This is a genomic window from Acidimicrobium ferrooxidans DSM 10331, from assembly GCF_000023265.1.
Classification (GTDB): Bacteria; Actinomycetota; Acidimicrobiia; order Acidimicrobiales; family Acidimicrobiaceae; genus Acidimicrobium; species Acidimicrobium ferrooxidans.
On sequence record NC_013124.1, the window covers coordinates 1,174,591 to 1,194,081 of the forward strand.

16 protein-coding genes are annotated in these 19,491 nt (G+C 66.8%); 8 read left to right on the forward strand and 8 right to left on the reverse strand.

Going from position 1 to position 19,491, the window contains the following annotated elements; all coding sequences use genetic code 11:
* Positions 1-91: 91 nt before the first annotated feature.
* Positions 92-1,567, forward strand: coding sequence for an MFS transporter (locus AFER_RS05785; RefSeq protein ID WP_015798549.1), 1,476 nt, complete (start codon positions 92-94; stop codon positions 1,565-1,567).
* A 69-nt stretch (positions 1,568-1,636) separates the two neighbouring features.
* Positions 1,637-2,620, forward strand: coding sequence for a cytochrome c oxidase assembly protein (locus AFER_RS05790; protein WP_015798550.1), 984 nt, complete (start codon positions 1,637-1,639; stop codon positions 2,618-2,620).
* 82 nt (positions 2,621-2,702) lie between these two features.
* Here AFER_RS05790 and AFER_RS05795 read toward each other — a convergent pair whose 3' ends face one another.
* From AFER_RS05795 to AFER_RS05825, 7 genes are read right to left on the reverse strand one after another with little or no spacing between them, the layout of a single operon-like run.
* On the reverse strand, positions 2,703-3,443 hold the full coding sequence (locus AFER_RS05795) for a site-2 protease family protein (protein ID WP_015798551.1): 741 nt from the start codon (positions 3,441-3,443) through the stop codon (positions 2,703-2,705).
* A complete protein-coding gene (locus AFER_RS05800) occupies positions 3,443-4,342 on the reverse strand; it encodes a tyrosine recombinase (protein ID WP_015798552.1) in 900 nt (299 codons plus the stop codon). The genes AFER_RS05795 and AFER_RS05800 overlap by 1 nt, the downstream gene beginning before the upstream one ends.
* Positions 4,326-4,928 carry an NUDIX hydrolase gene (locus AFER_RS05805; RefSeq protein WP_015798553.1) on the reverse strand — a complete coding sequence of 201 codons (603 nt, stop codon included), beginning with the start codon at positions 4,926-4,928 and terminating at the stop codon, positions 4,326-4,328. Before AFER_RS05805 ends, AFER_RS05800 begins: the two co-directional genes overlap by 17 nt.
* The gene (locus AFER_RS05810) at positions 4,925-6,532 is read right to left on the reverse strand and encodes a CTP synthase (protein ID WP_015798554.1); all 1,608 of its coding nucleotides are present in this window, start codon (positions 6,530-6,532) and stop codon (positions 4,925-4,927) included. Before AFER_RS05810 ends, AFER_RS05805 begins: the two co-directional genes overlap by 4 nt.
* A gap of 45 nt (positions 6,533-6,577) precedes the next feature.
* Complete coding sequence (locus AFER_RS05815) at positions 6,578-8,185, reverse strand: DNA repair protein RecN (RefSeq protein WP_015798555.1); 1,608 nt, start codon at positions 8,183-8,185, stop codon at positions 6,578-6,580.
* Positions 8,179-8,994, reverse strand: coding sequence for an NAD(+)/NADH kinase (locus AFER_RS05820; protein WP_015798556.1), 816 nt, complete (start codon positions 8,992-8,994; stop codon positions 8,179-8,181). The genes AFER_RS05815 and AFER_RS05820 overlap by 7 nt, the downstream gene beginning before the upstream one ends.
* A gap of 10 nt (positions 8,995-9,004) precedes the next feature.
* On the reverse strand, positions 9,005-9,754 hold the full coding sequence (locus tag AFER_RS05825; protein ID WP_015798557.1) for a TlyA family RNA methyltransferase: 750 nt from the start codon (positions 9,752-9,754) through the stop codon (positions 9,005-9,007).
* 40 nt (positions 9,755-9,794) lie between these two features.
* Here AFER_RS05825 and AFER_RS05830 point away from each other — a divergent pair, with 40 nt between their 5' ends.
* Entirely contained in the window at positions 9,795-10,424 is a 630-nt protein-coding gene (locus AFER_RS05830; protein ID WP_015798558.1) for a phosphatase PAP2 family protein, read from the forward strand.
* Here AFER_RS05830 and AFER_RS05835 read toward each other — a convergent pair.
* The gene (locus AFER_RS05835) at positions 10,333-11,508 is read right to left on the reverse strand and encodes an MFS transporter (RefSeq protein WP_015798559.1); all 1,176 of its coding nucleotides are present in this window, start codon (positions 11,506-11,508) and stop codon (positions 10,333-10,335) included. The genes AFER_RS05830 and AFER_RS05835 overlap by 92 nt on opposite strands.
* A gap of 278 nt (positions 11,509-11,786) precedes the next feature.
* On the opposite strand from AFER_RS05835, the gene AFER_RS05840 reads away from it, so the two are divergent.
* The 5 genes from AFER_RS05840 (at position 11,787) to AFER_RS05860 (ending at position 19,488) form a co-directional block, all read left to right on the forward strand.
* Positions 11,787-13,625 (forward strand): ABC transporter substrate-binding protein, encoded by a 1,839-nt coding sequence (locus tag AFER_RS05840; RefSeq protein ID WP_015798560.1) that lies wholly within the window; start codon positions 11,787-11,789, stop codon positions 13,623-13,625.
* 173 nt (positions 13,626-13,798) lie between these two features.
* Positions 13,799-14,746 carry an ABC transporter permease gene (locus AFER_RS05845; RefSeq protein ID WP_015798561.1) on the forward strand — a complete coding sequence of 316 codons (948 nt, stop codon included), beginning with the start codon at positions 13,799-13,801 and terminating at the stop codon, positions 14,744-14,746.
* 28 nt (positions 14,747-14,774) lie between these two features.
* Positions 14,775-15,734 carry an ABC transporter permease gene (locus tag AFER_RS05850; RefSeq protein WP_015798562.1) on the forward strand — a complete coding sequence of 320 codons (960 nt, stop codon included), beginning with the start codon at positions 14,775-14,777 and terminating at the stop codon, positions 15,732-15,734.
* A gap of 329 nt (positions 15,735-16,063) precedes the next feature.
* Positions 16,064-17,761: an ABC transporter substrate-binding protein gene (locus AFER_RS05855; RefSeq protein WP_245525997.1), complete on the forward strand. Its 1,698-nt coding sequence runs from the start codon at positions 16,064-16,066 to the stop codon at positions 17,759-17,761.
* 122 nt (positions 17,762-17,883) lie between these two features.
* A complete protein-coding gene (locus AFER_RS05860) occupies positions 17,884-19,488 on the forward strand; it encodes an LCP family protein (protein WP_041661721.1) in 1,605 nt (534 codons plus the stop codon).
* Positions 19,489-19,491 lie beyond the last annotated feature (3 nt).

Consider the following 19,491-nt stretch of genomic DNA (forward strand, 5'->3'; position numbering starts at 1 on the left):
TTCCGGGAATCACCGATAGCCCGGTGAGGTTGTCAACATGCACCGACAATGTGCTCGTAGCCATCATCTGACCAAGGAGCTTGATCTCAGCATGACGCAAGGTTCGCACCGACACCGCTCAGGACTTGCGATCGCCGTCATCGCCGGCGCACAGCTCATGATCGTGCTCGATCTCACGATCGTCAACGTGGCGTTGCCGACGATCCAACACGCTCTCCACTTCTCGCCGACTGGCCTCTCGTGGATCGTGAACGCCTATACGTTGGTCTTCGGCGGGCTCCTGCTCCTCGGCGGGCGCTCCGGCGACCTCTTCGGCCGACGTCGCATGTTCATGGTGGGGGTTGCCCTCTTCGCGATCGCGAGCGTGTTCTCCGGACTGGCGACCTCGCAGGCCTGGCTGATCACCGGCCGTGCCCTGCAGGGCATCGGCGCCGCGATCGCCTCACCGACCGCCCTCGCCCTGATCTCTGCGACCTTCACCGAGGCACGTGAGCGCGGACGGGCCTTCGCGATCTATTCCGCGGTGTCGGCGGGTGGAGCAGCGATCGGGCTGCTCGCTGGCGGTCTGCTTACCCAATACGCATCATGGCAGTGGGTCTTCTACGTCAACGCTCCGATCGCCGCGCTCTTGCTCGTTGCCGCGCCGCGGGTGCTCGCAGAGACCGAACGTCACCACGGCAGCGTGGACGTGCCTGGAGCCCTGACGGGTACCGGCGGCCTCGCGCTCGTGGTCTACGGCCTCATCCATGCCTCCACCACCTCTTGGTCCAATGTGACGACGATTGCGGTCCTCGCTGGCGGGGTCGTTGCGCTCGGCGCGTTCATCGTCATCGAACGTGTCCGACGTGAGCCACTCATCGACTTCCAGATCCTCGCCAAGCGTGAACGGGGCGGCGCTGTCGCGATGATCCTGTTCGTCGCGGCCTCGATGTTCTCCGTCTTCTTCTTCGTGTCCCAGTTCATGCAAGACGTCGTCGGCTACTCGCCGGTGCGAACCGGTCTCGCGTTCTTGCCGATGACGCTCGGCATCATGATCACGGCCCAGCTCGTGTCCCGCAACCTGCACCGCGTCGGCCCGAAGCCGTTCATGGTCGGTGGGAGCGTGCTCATCGCCGTCGCCATGGGCCTGCTGTCCCAGATGCGAGCCTCGTGGGGCTATCTCGACCTCCTCGGCCCGCTCGTCATCCTCGCCATCGGCGCCGGGAGCTCCTTCGTCTCTCTCTTCCCCACCGCGACCCACGGCGTCGAACCGCGTCGCGTCGGCATGGCCTCGGCCCTCGTGACCGTCGGACAGCAGGTCGGTGGCACGCTCGGCTTGTCCATCCTCGTCACCGTCACCGTGGCCGCGGCCAAGCGGCATGCGGCAGCCCTCGCTCCGCGCCTCGCCAGCGGCCACCTCACACCCCAGGCACTCACGATCCTCGCCGAGGTGCATGGCTGGGCGGCCGGCTTCGCGGTCGCGACAGGATTCGGCGTGATCGGGCTGCTCATCGGTTTGATCGTGGTCCCGCACCTTGGACCAACTGCGACCGAAGGAGCGGCGGAAGGGTCGGCGGTCGCCGCGTAGGCCGGACGCAGGCGAACACGCCAGCGCTCTTGGCACAGTCGCATCGCACCCTCTACGCTGGAGGGTGCGATGCCTACCGTTCCAGCGTTCTCGCCCATCGGGCTGCTGACCGAGTGGTCGCTCGGACCATTCGCGATCGTCGTCGTGATCGCCGCCGGCGCTCTGTTCGCGTGGTACGTCGATGCGGCGATCCGCGTTCGCGCCAAGGGTCGTAGCTGGCCAGGTCACCGCATCGTCACGTTCGGTCTCGGCCTCCTCTCCATCGTCTACGCGCTGGCAGGACCGATCTCCGTGTGGGTCATGCGCTACTTCCCGGCGCACATCGTCCAGCACCTCGTCCTGATGATCGTCGCCCCGTCGCTGCTCGCGATGGCCGCACCGGTCACGCTGGCGCTCCAGACGGCACGTGGCACCGCCCGTCGACTCGTCACCGGCTTCATCCACTCCCGCTTCCTCCACGTCATCACGTTCCCTCTCGTCGTCGTCATCGCGTACTACATCGTCATGTGGTGGTTCTTTACGACGAGCGCGATCGGGTTCGCCATGACGCACATGTGGGTGATGGACCTGCTCAACCTACTGTTCTTCGCCGGAGGCGTGCTCTTTTGGTGGCCGCTCGTCGGCAAGGACCCCATCGTGCACTGGCGAATGGGCTGGGGTGCGAAGCTCGTGTCGCTCGCCTTCGGCATCCCCTTCGAGACGTTCCTCGGCCTCACCATCGCCGGTTCACGGACCTCGCTCGCTCCCATGTACAGCCTGACCGACTGGACGACCGGCGGCGACGTGCTGTGGGGCTTGAGCGAGATGCTCACGACCCTCGCGATCGGCGTCATCATCTGGAACTGGGTCGCCTCCGAGGAGCGCCAGACGCGCCGTATGTCCAGGTCCCGCGAGGCGGTGCCACTCTCGAGCCGCCAAGACGGCCTGCCGAAGGAGTACTACTGGGCGCGCCAGGTCATCGAGCGCATGCCTGCAGGCTCACCCATGTACGAAGAGGCGCGCTCCGTGCTCGAGCGGATCGACCGCGAACGCCCCCCGGAGACGGCTCGCTGACGACTCGCAGCGGTGTGTGCGCTGAGCACGCCCTCGTCGCATCGCCGGGGTCTCGCCAGTCTGAGCCGCAGCGGCCGCGTGATCAGGTCGGTGCGGAAAACGTGAGGAACGCCGAGATCCACCAGTGTTCGAAGGGCGAGAACACGAGCTGCAAGACACTCGGAAACAGGACCGCAACGAGCACCACGACGGCGAGCAGCCCCATTCGGAAGCGGAGAAAGCCATACCAGGCTGATGCCGGCAGCACACGCTCGAGGATGGAGCCACCATCGAGGGGCGGGAGTGGGATGAGATTGAACACGCCGAGCAGCAGATTGACGAGGCCAGCCTCGACGAGGAGCTGGTCGACGAGGCTCGATCCGATCGAGGACGCCTGCGCGGCGGACGCCGTCTGAATGTCGTGGGCGATCACTGCATGCGCCACGATCCCGAGCGCGACCGCCAGCACGAGGTTGGTGGCGGGGCCGACGAGGCCGACGATGAGGGCGCCGTTACGAGGATGGCGCAAGCGGCGAACGTCGATCGGCACAGGCTTCGCCCACCCGATCGGCGGTAAGCCGGCGATGATCAAGATCACGGGCACGAGCACGGAACCGACCGGATCGAGGTGGCGCAGAGGGTTCCAGCTGAGACGACCGCTGCGCTTGGCAGTATCGTCCCCGAGGGCAAGCGCCGCCCAGCCGTGCGAGAGTTCGTGCAGCACGACGGAGGGGATCAGCACCGCGAGATAGAGCAGCGATGTCAGATTGATGACGCCACGCCACAGGGCGAGCCCCACCAAGGCTGCGCCGACCACGGCGAGTAGCCATCGCTCACGAGTCATCAGCGGCTCCCGGCCCGAGCACGCGGATGCGCGCGTTGGTAGACGGCATCCACGTGACCCTCCGACACCTTGGTGTAGAGCTCCGTGGTGGCGAGGGATGCGTGACCAAGGATCTCCTGGACCACGCGCAGGTCGGCCCCGGCCTCGACCATGTGGACCGCGAGCGAATGGCGCAGGACGTGGGGCGAGACCCGATCGCCGAGACCGACCCGCGACGCACGTTGCTTCAGCACCAGCCAGACCCCCTGGCGCGTGATGGGTGCGCCCCGGAGGTTGACGAAGAGCATCCGATGCTTGGGAGCGAGCTGCGGTCGCCATCGAACCACCCACTGCTCGAGCGCATCGCGCGCAGGGGCCGAGATCGGGACGAGGCGTTCGCGTCCTCGCTTGCCCACTACAGGTACCCATCGACCCTGGGCGATGGTGTCGAGCGTGAAGCCACAGAGCTCGCTCACCCGAACGCCCGATCCATAGAGCACCTCGAGGATCGCACGGTCACGAGCGCCGGCGACATCTGCGGTCCCGACGGACTCGATGAGCCGCTCGACCTCGTCGCGAGCGAGCGCACGTGGCAGCGCGACCGCCGTTCCAGGCGCATGGATCCCCTCCATCGGATCGTCCGCTCTCGCACCGACGCGTTGGGCGTAACGGAACAGTCCCCGTAGCGCACTCGCGGCGCGCTGAACGCCGCGCGGGGAGCGCTCCCGGCCGGCGGCGTCCACCCAGGAGCGCAACAGAGCCGGGCTCGCATCGAGGAGGCGCGACCCTCTCGCCTCCAGCCAGGTCGCGACCGCTTCGAGATCGCTGCGATACGCGATGGCGGTCAACTCGGACCGATCGGCCGCAACGACGAGGAGGGTGAGGTACTCGTCGACGACCGCCTCACTCGCCGGGTCCAACGATCTCGAACTCCTCCATGGCCACGGTCGCCTCCCTCGCGACCTGCCGACCGAGTCCATGGGCCCTCGCCATGAGCAGCGCCACGATGCTCTTCGCATCCTCGAGGACGCCTGAGGCCACCAGTGCGTCGAGGTCGTCGAGACGGAGCGCCACCAGCTCCATCGCGCGCTCCTCGACCGATTGAGGAGCCCGCTCGCCCCGAGAGAGGCCCGTCGCTCCGACCACCCAGGTTCGCTCATCGGTGAACCCGGGCGAGTTGTAGAAGCTCCCGAGGGCCTCCACCCTCGCCGCGAGGAGCCCGCACTCCTCCGCGAGCTCGCGCCGAGCGGTGTCGAGCACCGACTCGCCCGCGACGTCGCGCTTGCCTGCGGGGAGCTCGAGCACATCGCGGCCGAGGGCCGCACGGAACTGGCGCTGCGCGACGACACGGCCGTTCCCGCCGAGTGCGACGACGACGACCGCGCCCGGGTGGCGCACGACGGTACGACGCTCGCTGGCGCCGCCGTCCGCCTGGAGCCGGAGCTCGGTGACCTCGAAGAAGCCATAGGTCGCGCGAAGGTCCTCGCCGACGATCTCGATCGTCACGCCCGATCCTTCTGGTGGCGGAGCGCGGCCTCGACGAGACCCGCAAAGAGTGGGTGCGGACGGTTCGGCCGCGAGAGGAACTCCGGGTGCGCCTGCGTCCCGATCCAGAAAGGATGGTCGGGGAACTCGACGAACTCCACCAGCCTCCCGTCGGGGCTCCGCCCGCTCACGACCAGACCGGCCTCTTCGAGCCGATGGACGTAGCGCTGGTTGACCTCGAAGCGATGGCGATGGCGTTCGTAGACCACCTCGGCCCCGTAGAGGTCCGCGACCCGCGTCCCGGGCGTGAGGCGCGCCGCGTAGGTACCGAGTCGCATCGTCCCGCCGAGGTCGATCACCTCCCGCTGGTCGTCCATGAGATCGATCACTGGATAGGGCGTCTCCGGGTCGAACTCGCGCGAGTGCGCCCCGGGCAAGCCCGCGAGGGAGCGGGCCACATCCACCACCATCACCTGCAGACCGAGGCAGATCCCGAGACAGGGCATCCCTCGTTGCCTCGTCCAGGCAGCGGTCGCGATCTTGCCTTCCACACCCCGAGGCCCAAATCCGCCCGGAATCACGACGCCATCGACGTCCTCGAGGAGTTCGTCGGCCATCATCGGCGTGACCTCCTCGGCGGAGACCCACCGCACGATCACGCGTGCGTCCGAGGCAAGACCCCCGTGACGCAGCGCCTCCACCACCGAGAGGTAGGCATCCGGGTGATCGACGTACTTGCCGATCACGGCGATGGCGACGTCGCGCGACGGCGCAGCGGCACGACGCACCAAGGCTCGCCACTCGTCGAGGTCGGGCTCACCGGCCTTGAGGTGCAAGATCTCCGTCAGGTATTGGTCGAGGCCCTCTTCCTGCAAGAGCAGCGGCACCTCATAGAGGTTGTCGGTATCGAGCGCCGCGACCACGCCGCGAGCCGGCACGTCGCAGAACATCGAGATCTTCTGGCGCACGCTCTCGGAGAGCACCCTGTCCGAGCGGGCGACGATCACGTCGGGCTGGATGCCACGCGAGCGCAGCTCGGTGACCGAGTGCTGCGTGGGCTTCGTCTTCTCTTCGCCGTTGGGCCCGAGATGCGGGACCAACGTGACGTGCACGAAGGCGACGTCTTCTCGAGGGACCTCGTTGCGCAGCTGCCGGAGCGCCTCGAGAAAGGGCAGGATCTCGATGTCACCGACCGTGCCACCGATCTCCGTGATCACGACGTCCACGTCGTCGCCCTCGAGCGCGCGAATCCGCGCACGGATCTCGTCCGTGATGTGCGGGATGACCTGGACCGTCTTGCCCAAGTAGTCACCGCGACGTTCGCGGTCGATGACGGTCCGGTAGATCGACCCGGTCGTCACGGACGAGGCCCGTCGCAGCGAGACATCGACGAAGCGCTCGTAGTGACCGAGGTCGAGGTCGGTCTCGGCGCCGTCGGCGGTGACGAACACCTCGCCATGCTCGAACGGGTTCATCGTGCCCGGGTCGACGTTGATGTAGGGATCGAGCTTCTGCAACGTGACGGCGAGCCCCCGCGCCTTGAGTAGACGCCCCAGTGAGGCGGCGGTGATGCCTTTCCCGAGCGAGCTCGCTACGCCACCCGTCACGAACACGTGCTTGGTCACCCTGCCTCCTCGCGCGGCCGCCTGCGGGGATCGCCCTTGAGCAGTCTAGAGCATCACTCCCCCGTCGGCAGGAGCCGACGGTCCCGACTCGCTCGATGCAGATTGGAGCAGTGCCCGTGCGTGCTCGAGGGCGACGTCAGCGTCGGGGTGGCCCGACAGCAGCCGCGCGATCTCGCGCACGCGCGCATCGTCGCGGACCGGTTCGACCCGCGTCCTCGTGCGGTCGTCGACGAGCTCCTTGTGCACCACGAAGTGAGTGGTTGCGGCTGCGGCGATGGAGGCGGTGTGCGTCACCACGATGACTTGACGCCGCGTCGCGAGTCGTTGGAGGCGCGCCGCCACTCCGAGCGCCGCACGGCCGCCGAGTCCGGTGTCGATCTCGTCGAGCACGATCGATTCTCGACCCTCCCCGAGCAGTTCCGCCATCGCCAGCACGATGCGCGAGAGCTCGCCACCCGACGCTCCGCGGCCCAGCGGCGTCGGCTCGAGGTCGGGTGAGGCCGCGAACCAGAAGGCCGGTACCCCTTCTGCCCCTTCGAGGCGGATCTCGAAGCGAGCTCGCTCGAGCCCCAGCGCTCCGAGGGCCTCCGTGACGTGGCGACGCAGGACCTCTGCGGCTGCGTCTCGTTCGGCGCGCAGCGCGCTCGCGGCCTGCTCGAGGTGGCGCTCTGCCTCGAGGCGTTCTGCCTCGAGCTCTTCCATCAGGGCCTCGCTGCCCTCGATCAGCGCGAGCGCTCGGCGTCGCTCCTCACGCGCCTCGATCACGGCCTCGAGGGTGGGTCCATAGCGGCGCTTGAGGTGGGACAGCTGGGCAAGCCGTGCCTGGGCGGCCTCGAGCGCAGCCGGATCGGACTCGAGACGCTCGAACTGATCGCGCACCTCCTCAGCCACGTCGGTCGCCTCGGCGAGGAGGCTCTCCAGGCGCTCCGCCAAGGCCGGGAACGCACGTTGCACCGCGCGTGCCGACTGACCGAGGCGATCGGTGATGCTGTTCGTCCCGACCAGGTCGCGATGGAGGGAGAAGAGCTCTGCCCGCAGCGCATCGGCGTCTCCGAGCCGATCGACGAGCTCGGTGAGCTCGTTGTCCTCTTCGGGGTTGGCGAGCTCGGCGCTCTCGAGTTCGGCCAGCTCGAAGCCGAGGCGCTCGCGCTCACGCTCGGCGTGGTCATGATCGTCACGCGCGCGTCGGAGTGCGGCCGTCGCGTCGGCGAGGCGCTCCCTCGCGCGATGCCACGCGCGGTCGTCGATGCCCCCGATGCGATCGAGGATCGCACGCTGTTGGTCGGGTTGGGTCACGAACACCGCTTGGTGCTGACCGACGACCTGGACGGCTCGCGCGACGAACGAAGCGAGCTCGCCAACGGCGACGAGCTCGCCATCAATGCGCGCACGGGAGCGGCCCTCCCGGGTGACCTCGCGCTCGACGACCGCTTCGTGACCGTCGACGTCGACGATGGCGCGGACGCGCGCCCGCTCGTCGCTCGCACCCACAAGGTCGCTGCGTGCCCGCTCGCCGAGGAGAAGGCCGATCGCACCCACGATGAGGGTCTTGCCCGCCCCTGTCTCTCCCGTGAGGGCGACGAGCCCGCCGGGCAGCTCGAGCGAGGCCGCCTCCACGACCCCCAAGTTGCGCACCTCGAGCAGGCTCAGCATGGCAGGTCGAGCACCTCAAGGCCGAACTTCGCCTTGAGTACCTCGTGGAAGGGCGGGGCCCCGATCTGGGCGAGGCGCACCCGACGCGTCGCCGCGTGGACCTCGACCGCTTCCCCGGGCACGAGGGACGACCACGGAACACCATCGACCATGACCGAAGCCGTCGGGCCATCGAGCAGTCGGATCTCGACGGGTTCGTCGAGTCCGAGGACCAAGGACCGATCGAAGAGCTGATGCGGAGCGATCGGTGTGAGCACGAGCGCGTCGACGCGTGGCGAGAGCACGGGTCCTCGCGCGGAGAACGCATAGGCCGTCGAGCCGGTGGGCGTCGCGACGATGATCCCATCGGCGGCGTAGCGCAGAAAGGGGCGACGATCGATAGCGACGCTCGCGCGGATGAGGTGGCCCGACGCCTGACGCTCGACGACGACTTCGTTGAAGCCGACGGTTCGCTCGCTCCTCGAACCGACGCCCGCCTCGAGCACGACCCGCTCCTCGACGACGATCGACCCATCCACGAGGGCTCGGAGCGCGGGTTCGAGCGCCGACGGTTCGACCTCGGCGAGATAGCCCAGTTGACCGAGGTTCACCCCGAGCACCGGCACGTCCTCTCGCCACGCCGCCGCCATCGCACGCAGCATGGTGCCGTCACCTCCCATGCTGACGACCGCATCGATCGCCCCACACGCGTGCGTCGGGTCCTCGAGTATGCAGGCACTCCCACCGAGCTCGCTGAGCAACGCCCGAGCCTGGCGGAAGAGTTCCTGCGCACGCGGCTCCTGCGGGTGGAGCACGAACCCAACGTTCATCCGGCTCAGCCTAACCACCACCGCTTCGTTCACTCGGGGCACGCAACCACACGAACTCCTCGACGTTGCCCTCGGCTCCGGGAACCGAACTCGGACAACTCCCGAGGACAACGAGCCCCATCGAACCCATCGCGTCGCGGACTCGTCCGAGCGCCTCGTCGCGCTCCGGACCGAGCGGGATCACACCGCGGTATCGACTCGCGATCTGGCGCCCCACCTCGAACTGGGGTTTGACGAGCACCACCGCCTCTCCGCCCGGCGCGAGCAGCGACGCAACCTGGTCGAGGACGCCGAGCACCGAGATGAACGACACGTCCACGACCGCCAGCGTCGGTGCTTCGGGGAGGGGCCACACGAACGCACGGATGTCGGTCCGCTCGTAGACCTCGACGCGCGGGTCATGCCGGAGCGACTCGGCGAGCTGTCCTCGTCCGACGTCGACACACACGACGCACTCGGCACCGCGCTCGAGCAGCACCATCGTGAACCCACCTGTCGAGGCACCCACGTCGAGGCAGATCCGCCCTGACGGGTCGATGTCGAAGGTGTCGAGCGCACCCTCGAGCTTGGCCGCGCCGCGCGGACGCCACCTCGAGGCCACGACCGAGAGCACGTCGCTGGGCGCAACGAGGCGAGCCGCCGACAGAGCCGGGGCCCGATTGACGAGCACACGCCCCTCTGCGATCAGACGCGCCGCGTGCGAACGGGAGCGAGCGAGCCCGCCAGCGACGAGCGCTCGATCCAATCGGACACGCCTCACCGCTCCGAGAGCCTATCGCTGAGGTTCTAGCATCCTCATCGTGGCAGCCATCGATGCGCTCGAGACGCGCCTGCTCGAGTATCTGAGCGCGCCGGCTCGCTCGTCACCCGCCCTCGCACGGGCACTACGGATCTGTGAAGATGGCGCTCCGATCGCCTACGCCGCAACCTTCGCCTGGGTCGCGTGGCGCAGCGCGGATGATCCGCCCGTTCGCAGCGCCCTGGTGCGGACCACGCTTGCGGGCTCGGTCGCGGTGCTCGGCGCAGGGGTCGTCGCACGCGCGCTTCCGCGCTCACGGCCCAGCCTCACCCTCTGGGCATCGCGCAGGTCGGCGAGCGATAGTCACTCGTTCCCATCCGACCATGCCGCGGGGGCGAGCGCGTTCGCCCTTGCCTCCTCTGGGCTCCCTCGGGGTGCGCGACGCGCACTCGTCGCCCTCTCGGCAACGACGATCGTGAGCCGGGTCCTCCTCGCTCGCCATTGGCCGAGCGACGTGCTCGCGGCACTCGCGATCGGCGCCGCCGCGTCCACCGTCGCCGGGGCCCTGCCCTCGCCGATGGTGAATACCCTCGGCGAGATCACCGTCCGGTGGCTCGGCCTGTCCGCTCGAGCACGACGGACGCCCACAGCATCCCGAGGCAGGCGACAAGAGCACCGACCGCGTCGATGACCCACGCGCCGTGGAAGCCGACCGCACCGACGAGCGCCCCGAACCCGAGCGGTCCGACGACGCTGCCGGCAAACGCGCTGGCTTGGACAATGGCCGTCGCCTGTCCGGGATGTTCAGGCCACCGTTCGCTCACCGCGAAGTTCACCAGCCCGTTCCAGCCCCAACCGCCGGCGTAGCCGAGCAGGAGCCCTCCGAGCAACAGCGCACGCACACCGGTCGCGAGCGCGGCATAGCCCACCACGCCGACAGCGAGCAAGACGGCGACCGCCCGGATCGGCCGCTGCAGACGTCGGTCGGCGAGTGCGCCCATGCCCACCCTCGTGGCGAGGCCGGCAGCGCTGCCGGCTGCTGCCGCATACCCCGCGATGGCAGCCTGGACGTGGTCGTGAACGAGCGATGCCACGCCGAACGCACCGAGTGCATTCGCCGTCCCTGCACCGAGCGCCATCGCGGCGGCGACGATCAGTAGCGACCGCGGGGTGACGAAGCGCGTCCGCGCCTCAGCCCCCTGAGATCCGTCGTAGGAGGCAAAACCCTTGGCTCCGAGCGCGATCGCAACAGCCAGGATGCTCGTCGCGGCAAAGGCCGTGCGCCAGCTCGACCGGAGCGCCACCAGCGGCAGTGCCAGTCCAGCGAGCAAGGTTGCGGTAGGAATGGCCGCCTGCTTGATCCCGAATGCCCAGCCACGCCTCCCGGGGCGCACGACGCGCGCGAGTACCTCGTTCACACCGGGTTGCAAGATCCCGTTCGCGGCCCCTGCGACCACGAGTGCGGCTGCGAGCAGGATCGGACCACGCACCGCGAAGGCGATCACGGCACTTGCCACCGCGGATGCGCCAGCGCCTGCTCGCACCAGCCGGAAGGCCGCCGCTCGATGCAAGATCCGCGCCGCCAGGGCCGCCCCCACAATCCCGGCAACGAAGAAGCTCGCGACGACGGCTCCTTCAAGGCTCGGGGTGAGGTCGATGGCGTGGCGCAGCACCGGTTCGAGACCACCGATGAGGAACACTGGCAGCGTCGTCGCCGTCGTGGCCGCGATCGAGAACGGCAAGACGAGGCCCGTTCGGGGCACACCAGAACTCATGAGACGTTCAGGATTTCCTGAGTGCCCCGTGAGACTCGAAAGCATACCTATGCACACCGCCACCTTACCCGCAGGCCACCTGCATACCTATACCTCGACTTGCACACGACATCCGACCGTGACGTGCGCGTCACGCAGACGACGATGATTGCGTTCCATACACGAGAGGAATAGCCTACGATACGCAATGGCCAAAGAGCAGATCGCTCCTGGCCTGCCTGGCCGACGCCACCGAGGCTCGCCAGCATGACACGAGTGTGGGAGGAAGTGGGGAACCCATGAAGAAGATCACAGCACGCCACCGCCTCATCGCGGGACTTGGCACCACCGCTGCCGCAGCCATGCTGCTCGCGGCGTGTGGCTCCTCGTCGAGCTCGACCTCGTCCTCAAGCACGACCAAGGTCTCGGGCGGTACGGCCTACTTCGCCGAGGCCGCCGGCGCAAACCCGAACTACATCTTCCCCTTGACCGGGGGCCCGTACTTCAGCGTCGACAACCTCGCCCAGTTCCAGATCCTGATGTACCGACCGCTCTACTTCTTCGGGGTCGGCTCGACGCCAGAGATCAACTACCAGCTCTCCATCGGCAACGCGCCCGTCTACTCCAACAACGACACCACCGTCACGATCACCCTGAAGCACTACATGTGGTCAGACGGCGAGCCGGTGACCTCGCGCGACGTCATCTTCTGGATGAACCTGCTCAAGGCGAACAAGGCCAACTGGGCCGCCTACGTGCCTGGCGCCTTCCCTGACAACGTCGCGTCGTACTCGGCTCCGAATGCATCGACCGTCGTCTTCCACCTCACCGGCAAGGTCAACCCGACGTGGTTCACCTACAACGAACTGAGCCAGATCACGCCGCTCCCCATCGCCTGGGACCGCACCTCGCTCAGCCAGCCGGCACCCAGCCCGTCGGCCGCCAACTTGCCCGATACGACGACCTCGGGGGCCAAGGCGGTCTACACCTTCTTGAACTCTCAGGCCACGAACGCCAACGCCTGGGCCTCGAGCCCGATCTGGTCGGTGGTGGACGGCCCGTGGAAGCTGAAGAGCTCGTCGACGACCGGGCGCATGGTGTTCGTGCCGAACCCGTCCTACACCGGGCCGGTCAAGCCGTCGCTGTCGGAGTTCGTGGAGCTGCCCTTCACCTCAGACACCGCTGAGTTCAACACGCTGCGCGCCGGCAACGGGGCGATCACCTATGGTTACGTGCCGACGGTGGACCTCAGCCAGGTGCCTTACCTGAAGAGCATCGGCTATCGCATCGAGCCCTGGATCGACTTCGGCTTCAACTACTTCGTCGAGAACTTCAACAACCCGACCTACGGACCGCTGTTCAAGCAGACGTACTTCCGTCAGGCCTTCCAGCACCTCGTCGACCAGCCGCAGTGGATCTCGACCTTCCTGAAGGGCTACGGCGTACCGAGCTACTCGCCGGTGCCGCTCGCGCCGGCGAATCCCTTCGCGGACGCCACCTCGAAGACCAACCCGTTCCCCTACTCGATCTCGGCAGCGAAGTCGCTCCTCACCAGCCACGGCTGGAAGATGGTGAACGGCGTCATGACGTGCGAGAGCCCGGGCACGGCCGCCACCGACTGCGGTGCAGGCATCGCGAAGGGCTTCACGCTCACGCTGAACCTGCAGTACGCCTCGGGTACCACGTTCATCACCCAGGAGATGGACGCGCTCCAGTCGGCAGCAGCGAGCGCGGGCATCAAGATCAACCTCTCGCAGGCACCCTTCAACACGGTCATCCACAACGCCACTCAGTGCTCCGGTTCGAGCTGCACCTGGCAGATGGAGAACTGGGGTGGCGGCTGGGAGTACTCCCCGGACAACTACCCGACCGGCGGTGAGATCTTCGGCACCGGTGCTGGGTCGAACTTCGGCAACTGGAACGATCCGACCACCAACTCGCTGATCGCCGAGACCCACACCTCGTCGAATGCGCAGGCGGCGCTCGATGCCTACCAGGACTACATGGCCAAGGTCCTGCCGGTGGTCTATCAGCCCGCCGCCGATTACGCCATCTCCGCGATCTCGAACAAGCTCCAGGGGGTCACTCAAAACCCGTACCTGAACTTGACGCCCGAGACGTGGTACTTCGTCAAGTAGCGATCCTCAGGGCTCCGAGCCCCGCTTAGCGGGGGCTCGGAGCCCATTCGCCTGACGGACCACGCACGATGGGGGCTCCGCAATCGAGGCCGAGCAGGCCCGGCGCCCCCGCGAACGATCCGACATGGCCCGCTCCTACGATCGATCGCCAGTACTAGTTCCACGAGGAGTCCATGACCGGCTACATCATCCGCAGGCTCGTCCAGTCTGTCATCGTCGCCATCGGCGTTTTGCTCATCATGTTCATCCTGCAGAGCCTCCTGCCTGATCCCGCGCGAGCCATCCTCGGGGTCAAGGCGACGCCGGTACAGATCGCGGCCTTCAACAGGGCCAACGACCTCAACAAGCCCTTCTACGTGCAGTTCGCGCACTACCTCGTCGATGTCGTGTGGCATCACAACCTCGGCACCGCCTATCAGCTCAACGAGTCCGTCGGCTCCATCATCGCTCGCGACGCCCCGAAGTCACTCGTGCTCGTCGGCGTTGCCCTCGCCATCGCCGTGATCATCGCGGTACCGATCGGCGTCTACCAGGCGGTCCGTCGCAACACGGTCGGCGACCAGGCGGTCACCGCGGTGTCCTTCCTCCTCTACTCCCTTCCCACCTTCTTCCTCGGCCAGCTGCTCATTCTCTTCCTCGCCGAAGACTTCCACCTCTTCCCTGCCGAGGCGCCCCAAGGGGTCACGCTGGGCCAGATCCTGTCCGACCCGATTGCACTCGTCCTCCCGATCGCCAACCTCGTGCTCGTGAACTACGCCGGCTACTCCCGCTTCATGCGTTCCTCCGCGATCGAAGCCCTCGCCCAGGACTTCATCCGCACAGCGCGAGCCAAGGGTCTTCCCGAGCGGGTCGTCCTCTTCCGCCACATGCTCCGCAACGCCCTCATCCCGGTCGTGACGCTGATCGGCCTTTCGATCCCGGCGATCTTCACGGCCGGCCTCATCACCGAGGCTCTCTTCAACTTCCCAGGGATCGGATCGGACTACGTCCAAGCACTCGTGAGTCAGGACTATCCGCTCGCGCTCGGCATCACGTTGCTCGTCGCGGTGCTCACCGTGCTCGGTAACCTGGTTGCCGACATTCTCTATGCCGTCCTCGATCCACGAGTCCGTTATCGCTGAGCACGGACCTAGGAACGGAGCCCAACTCATGTCCATCACCGACGACCTCAACCCCGATCTCGAGGCTGACCTCCTCGCTCCCCTCCCCACCGGGCTCGCTGGCGCGTCCCCCGAAGGCCCCGAAGGCGGTGACGTCTCGGGTGCAGGTTCCGCGTGGCGCCTCACGCTCCGAGCTTTCTTCGACAACCGCCTTTCCTATGCCGGTCTTGCCATCCTCATCGTGCTGGTACTGTTCTCCTTCGTCGGACCCCTCGTCTATCACTCCGACCTCTACACAGCCACCTACAACATCAACCTTCCGCCCGGTCCCGGTCACCCCCTCGGAACCGATTCGAGCGGACGCGACGTCCTCGGGCGCCTCATGGTCGGTGGCCAAGCCTCGCTCATCATCGGCGTACTCTCGGCCGTCATCTCGACCGTCATCGGGGTGATCTGGGGTGCAGTCTCAGGCTTCTTCGGTGGCCTCATCGACACCTTCTTGATGCGCATTGTCGACGTCCTTCTCGCCGTCCCGACGATCTTCATCCTTCTGTACCTCGCCAGTATCTTCCGGCCCACGGTCCTGCTGCTGTCCATCACCATCGCGATCTTGTCCTGGCTCGGCGCTGCCAGGCTCGTGCGAGGGGAGACCTTGAGCCTGCGCTCGCGCGAGTTCGTGCGCGCGGTCCAGGTCATGGGCGGCTCACGCTGGCGCATCATTCGCCGCCACATCATCCCGAACACCATCAGCGTCGTCGTCGTCCAAGCCACCTTCCAAGTCGCCAACGCCATCCTCCTGATGGCCACCCTCGGCTTCTTGGGTTTCGGGCTCGAGCCTCCGGCAGCCGACTGGGGGTCCATGCTCTCCCAAGGCGTCAACTACATCTACGACGGTTACTGGTGGCTGATCTGGCCGGCCGGCATCCTTATTGTGCTCGCCGTCCTCTCGTTCAACTTCATCGGCGATGCGCTCCGAGACGCCGTCGAGGTCCGCCTCCAGCGCCGCTAGGGCGACCTGGCTACTGCCGAGCACGGGACGATCATTACCGGTGTGTGACGCCATCGCGTCCCAGACGACCATCGCCATTGCGTTGCGATAGCCTCTCCCTGAGTCACGCTTGAAGCGAGTCTTCGTGGGTCGGAGCTCGAGTCCGCGCCCTCGGTGCCCATGAAGTCGCCTTGTCGCGTCACAATCGCAAGGAGGTCCCCGTGCGCCACATCCGGCCGTCGCGACGGCGTCTCCTCCTCCCTCTTCTTGTGGGTGCAACCGGATTCGCCCTCGCTGCGTGTGGAACGTCCGGTGCGGCCGAGCCGTCGAGCGCCTCACCACACGGAGTCGTGACGTTCGCGGAACAGGTCGGGGCTGCTCCCAACTACATCTTCCCGTTCACCGCGAGCCAGTACTTCACGGTCGACAACACGTCCCAGTTCCAGTTCCTCATGTACCGGCCGCTGTACTTCTTCGGCGTCGCCGGTCGACCGGTCATCAACGCTGAGCTCTCCCTCGCGGCTCTTCCGGTCTACTCCAACAACGACACCACCGTCACGATCACCCTGAAGCACTACATGTGGTCAGACGGCGAGCCGGTGACCTCGCGCGACGTCATCTTCTGGATGAACCTGCTCAAGGCGAACAAGGCCAACTGGGCCGCCTACGTGCCTGGCGCCTTCCCTGACAACGTCGCGTCGTACTCGGCTCCGAATGCATCGACCGTCGTCTTCCACCTCACCGGCAAGGTCAACCCGACGTGGTTCACCTACAACGAACTGAGCCAGATCACGCCGCTCCCCATCGCCTGGGACCGCACCTCGCTCAGCCAGCCGGCACCCAGCCCGTCGGCCGCCAACTTGCCCGATACGACGACCTCGGGGGCCAAGGCGGTCTACACCTTCTTGAACTCTCAGGCCACGAACGCCAACGCCTGGGCCTCGAGCCCGATCTGGTCGGTGGTGGACGGCCCGTGGAAGCTGAAGAGCTCGTCGACGACCGGGCGCATGGTGTTCGTGCCGAACCCGTCCTACACCGGGCCGGTCAAGCCGTCGCTGTCGGAGTTCGTGGAGCTGCCCTTCACCTCAGACACCGCTGAGTTCAACACGCTGCGCGCCGGCAACGGGGCGATCACCTACGGTTACGTGCCGAGCACAGCCCTCAGTCAACTGGGCGTGGTGCGCTCGATCGGCTACCGCATCGAGCCTTGGGTGGAGTTCGGCTTCAACTACTTCGTCGAGAACTTCAACAACCCGACCTACGGACCACTGTTCAAGCAGACCTACTTCCGTCAAGCCTTCCAGCATCTCGTCGACCAGCCGCAGTGGATCTCGACCTTCCTGAAGGGCTACGGCGTGCCGAGCTACTCGCCGGTGCCGCTCGCGCCAGCGAATCCGTATGCCGACGCAGCATCGAGACACAACCTCTACCCTTATTCGATCTCGGCAGCGAAGTCGCTCCTCACCAGCCACGGGTGGACGATGGTGAACGGCGTCATGACGTGCGAGCGCCCGGGCACGGCCGCCACCGACTGCGGTGCAGGCATCGCGAAGGGCTTCACGCTCACGCTGAGCCTGCAGTACGCCTCGGGTACCACGTCCATCACCCAGGAGATGGACGCACTCCAGTCGGCAGCAGCCAGCGCGGGTATCAAGATCAACCTCTCCCAGGCGCCGTTCAATACGGTGTTCGCCAACGCCGCCCCGTGCTCAGGTTCGAGCTGTACCTGGCAGATCGAGAACTGGGGCGCGGGCTGGGAGTACTCGCCGGACGACTACCCGACCGGTGGTGAGCTCTACACAACCGGAGCCGGCTCCAACGTCGAGGGCTGGAACGATCCGACGACGAACAGGCTCATCGCCGCAACTCACACCTCGTCGAATCCGCAGGCAGCGCTCGATGCCTACCAGAACTACATGGCGAGGGTCCTCCCCGTCGTCTACCAGCCTCTCGCCGACTACCAGGTATCGGCGATCGCGAACGACCTTCACGGCGTGAGCCAGAATGCCTTCTTGAACCTGACGCCCGAGGCGTGGCGCCTTGGCTGAGCTGGGCGACGCTGCTCGCGGACCCCTCTCGCCAAGGACCCGCTGAGCGCAATCCTCCAGAGCCCCGCGGGTGGCCGGATAGCCTGGAGGCCACTGTGACCCAACCAGACCCTACGCCAGCCATGCCCCGAGCCCAGCGACGTCGAGTATCGAAGCGACTTCGGCGCCGACGCCGCCTCGTCATCTCCCTCGCCACCGTTCTCGCGCTCATCGTGCTGATCGGCGCGGGCAGTTACCTCTACATCCGCTATCGCTTCGGCCAGATCGGACACGTGTCGGTCGGCGGGCTCACGGCGCAGAGCTCCGGTCCCGAGAACATCCTGCTCGTCGGGAACAATTCACGGTGCACGTTGACGAAGTACTCATCGTTCTACTCGAAGGGCTCACAGCACTTCGGCACCTGCAGCGAGGTTGGTGGTGGTCGCAGTGACGTGACGATGGTCCTACACGTCGATCCAGCGACGCACCGCGCCTACCTGCTGTCCATCCCGCGAGATCTCTGGCTGCCCATGCCGAACGGCAACGGACTCGAACTCCGTGTCGACGATGCGCTCAACTCCGCCGAGCGCCCCTATCTCCACCTGCCCTTCGGACCGACCTTGCTCGTCAAGACGATCGAGCAAGACCTCGGCATTCCCATCAACCACTACGTGGAGTTGAACTTCTACACCTTCGAGCAAGTCGTCAACACGCTCGGCGGCGTCACACTCGACTTCCCGACCAAGCTCGTCGACCACTACTCCGGCCTCAACATCACGACGACGGGCTGCCAGCACCTCACCGGCACGCAAGCCCTCGCGCTCGTTCGAGCACGACACCTGTACTACTACAACCCCTCCACCGGGACCTGGGACTACGACGGCACGGGTGACCTCGGACGCATCGTGCGAACCCACATCTTCCTTCGAGCCCTGGCCAGTCAGGTGAAGAGCTCGGCACTCTCGAACCCGATCACGGCCAACGCGCTCCTCGGCTCCCTGCTGCCGGCGCTCAAGGTCGACCCGTCGTTCTCCCTCTCGGACATGGTGAGCCTCGCGCTTGCCTTCCGACACGTCAACCCTGGCTCGATCCCGAGCGCGACGTTGCCCGTGATCATCCCCTCCCAGAGCACGTTCACCGACCCTGCGAACCCGTCCAACTATCAGGCGCCGGGCTCCATCGTCATGCCGTGGGCCCAGAGCGACCTATCGGTCATTCGCCAGTTCCTCGGCTCTGAGGCCCCCAACCTCAACGCCATTCGTCCAGCCTCCGTCACGGTCGCGGTACGCGACGCAAGTGGTGTTGGCAACGGTAGCCAGCTCGTCGCTGGACTCTCCCAGCTTGGGTTTCCAACGACCAACCTCGGTACCGCAACCTACGCCGGCACCGACTCCGAGACCGTCGTCGCCTACAAGCCCGGCATGCTCGCCCAAGGCGAGCGCGTGCTCGCCAGCCTGTCTGGCCAGGCAGTCCTTGCCGAGGGCTCGGCAAATCAGCCCGCCGACGTGGTCATCACCGCTGGATCGACGATCGCCACCACCGCAACCTCGGCCCAGACCGCAGCCCTGACGACAACCTCGGCACCGACCGCCACGCTCACCGCCACCTCGACGACCACACCACCGGTGGGAACGCTCGTGACCTCGACGCAGAGCCTCCAGCAACTCGCCTCGTCGAACCTGTGGCAGGCCAACGCGAGTGGGTCCGAGTTCTGGTGGGATCCACGTCTGTGCCCCGCCCACGCCTAGTCT

Excerpts from the sequence above, each read along its gene's own strand:
- AFER_RS05785 (WP_015798549.1), top strand. The coding sequence starts at position 92 with ATGACGCAAGGTTCGCACCGACACCGCTCAGGACTTGCGATCGCCGTC.
- AFER_RS05790 (WP_015798550.1), top strand. The coding sequence starts at position 1,637 with ATGCCTACCGTTCCAGCGTTCTCGCCCATCGGGCTGCTGACCGAGTGG.
- AFER_RS05795 (WP_015798551.1), bottom strand. The coding sequence starts at position 3,443 with ATGACTCGTGAGCGATGGCTACTCGCCGTGGTCGGCGCAGCCTTGGTG.
- AFER_RS05815 (WP_015798555.1), bottom strand. The coding sequence starts at position 8,185 with ATGCTGAGCCTGCTCGAGGTGCGCAACTTGGGGGTCGTGGAGGCGGCC.
- AFER_RS05820 (WP_015798556.1), bottom strand. The coding sequence starts at position 8,994 with ATGAACGTTGGGTTCGTGCTCCACCCGCAGGAGCCGCGTGCGCAGGAA.
- AFER_RS05835 (WP_015798559.1), bottom strand. The coding sequence starts at position 11,508 with ATGAGTTCTGGTGTGCCCCGAACGGGCCTCGTCTTGCCGTTCTCGATC.
- AFER_RS05840 (WP_015798560.1), top strand. The coding sequence starts at position 11,787 with ATGAAGAAGATCACAGCACGCCACCGCCTCATCGCGGGACTTGGCACC.
- AFER_RS05845 (WP_015798561.1), top strand. The coding sequence starts at position 13,799 with ATGACCGGCTACATCATCCGCAGGCTCGTCCAGTCTGTCATCGTCGCC.
- AFER_RS05850 (WP_015798562.1), top strand. The coding sequence starts at position 14,775 with ATGTCCATCACCGACGACCTCAACCCCGATCTCGAGGCTGACCTCCTC.
- AFER_RS05860 (WP_041661721.1), top strand. The coding sequence starts at position 17,884 with ATGCCCCGAGCCCAGCGACGTCGAGTATCGAAGCGACTTCGGCGCCGA.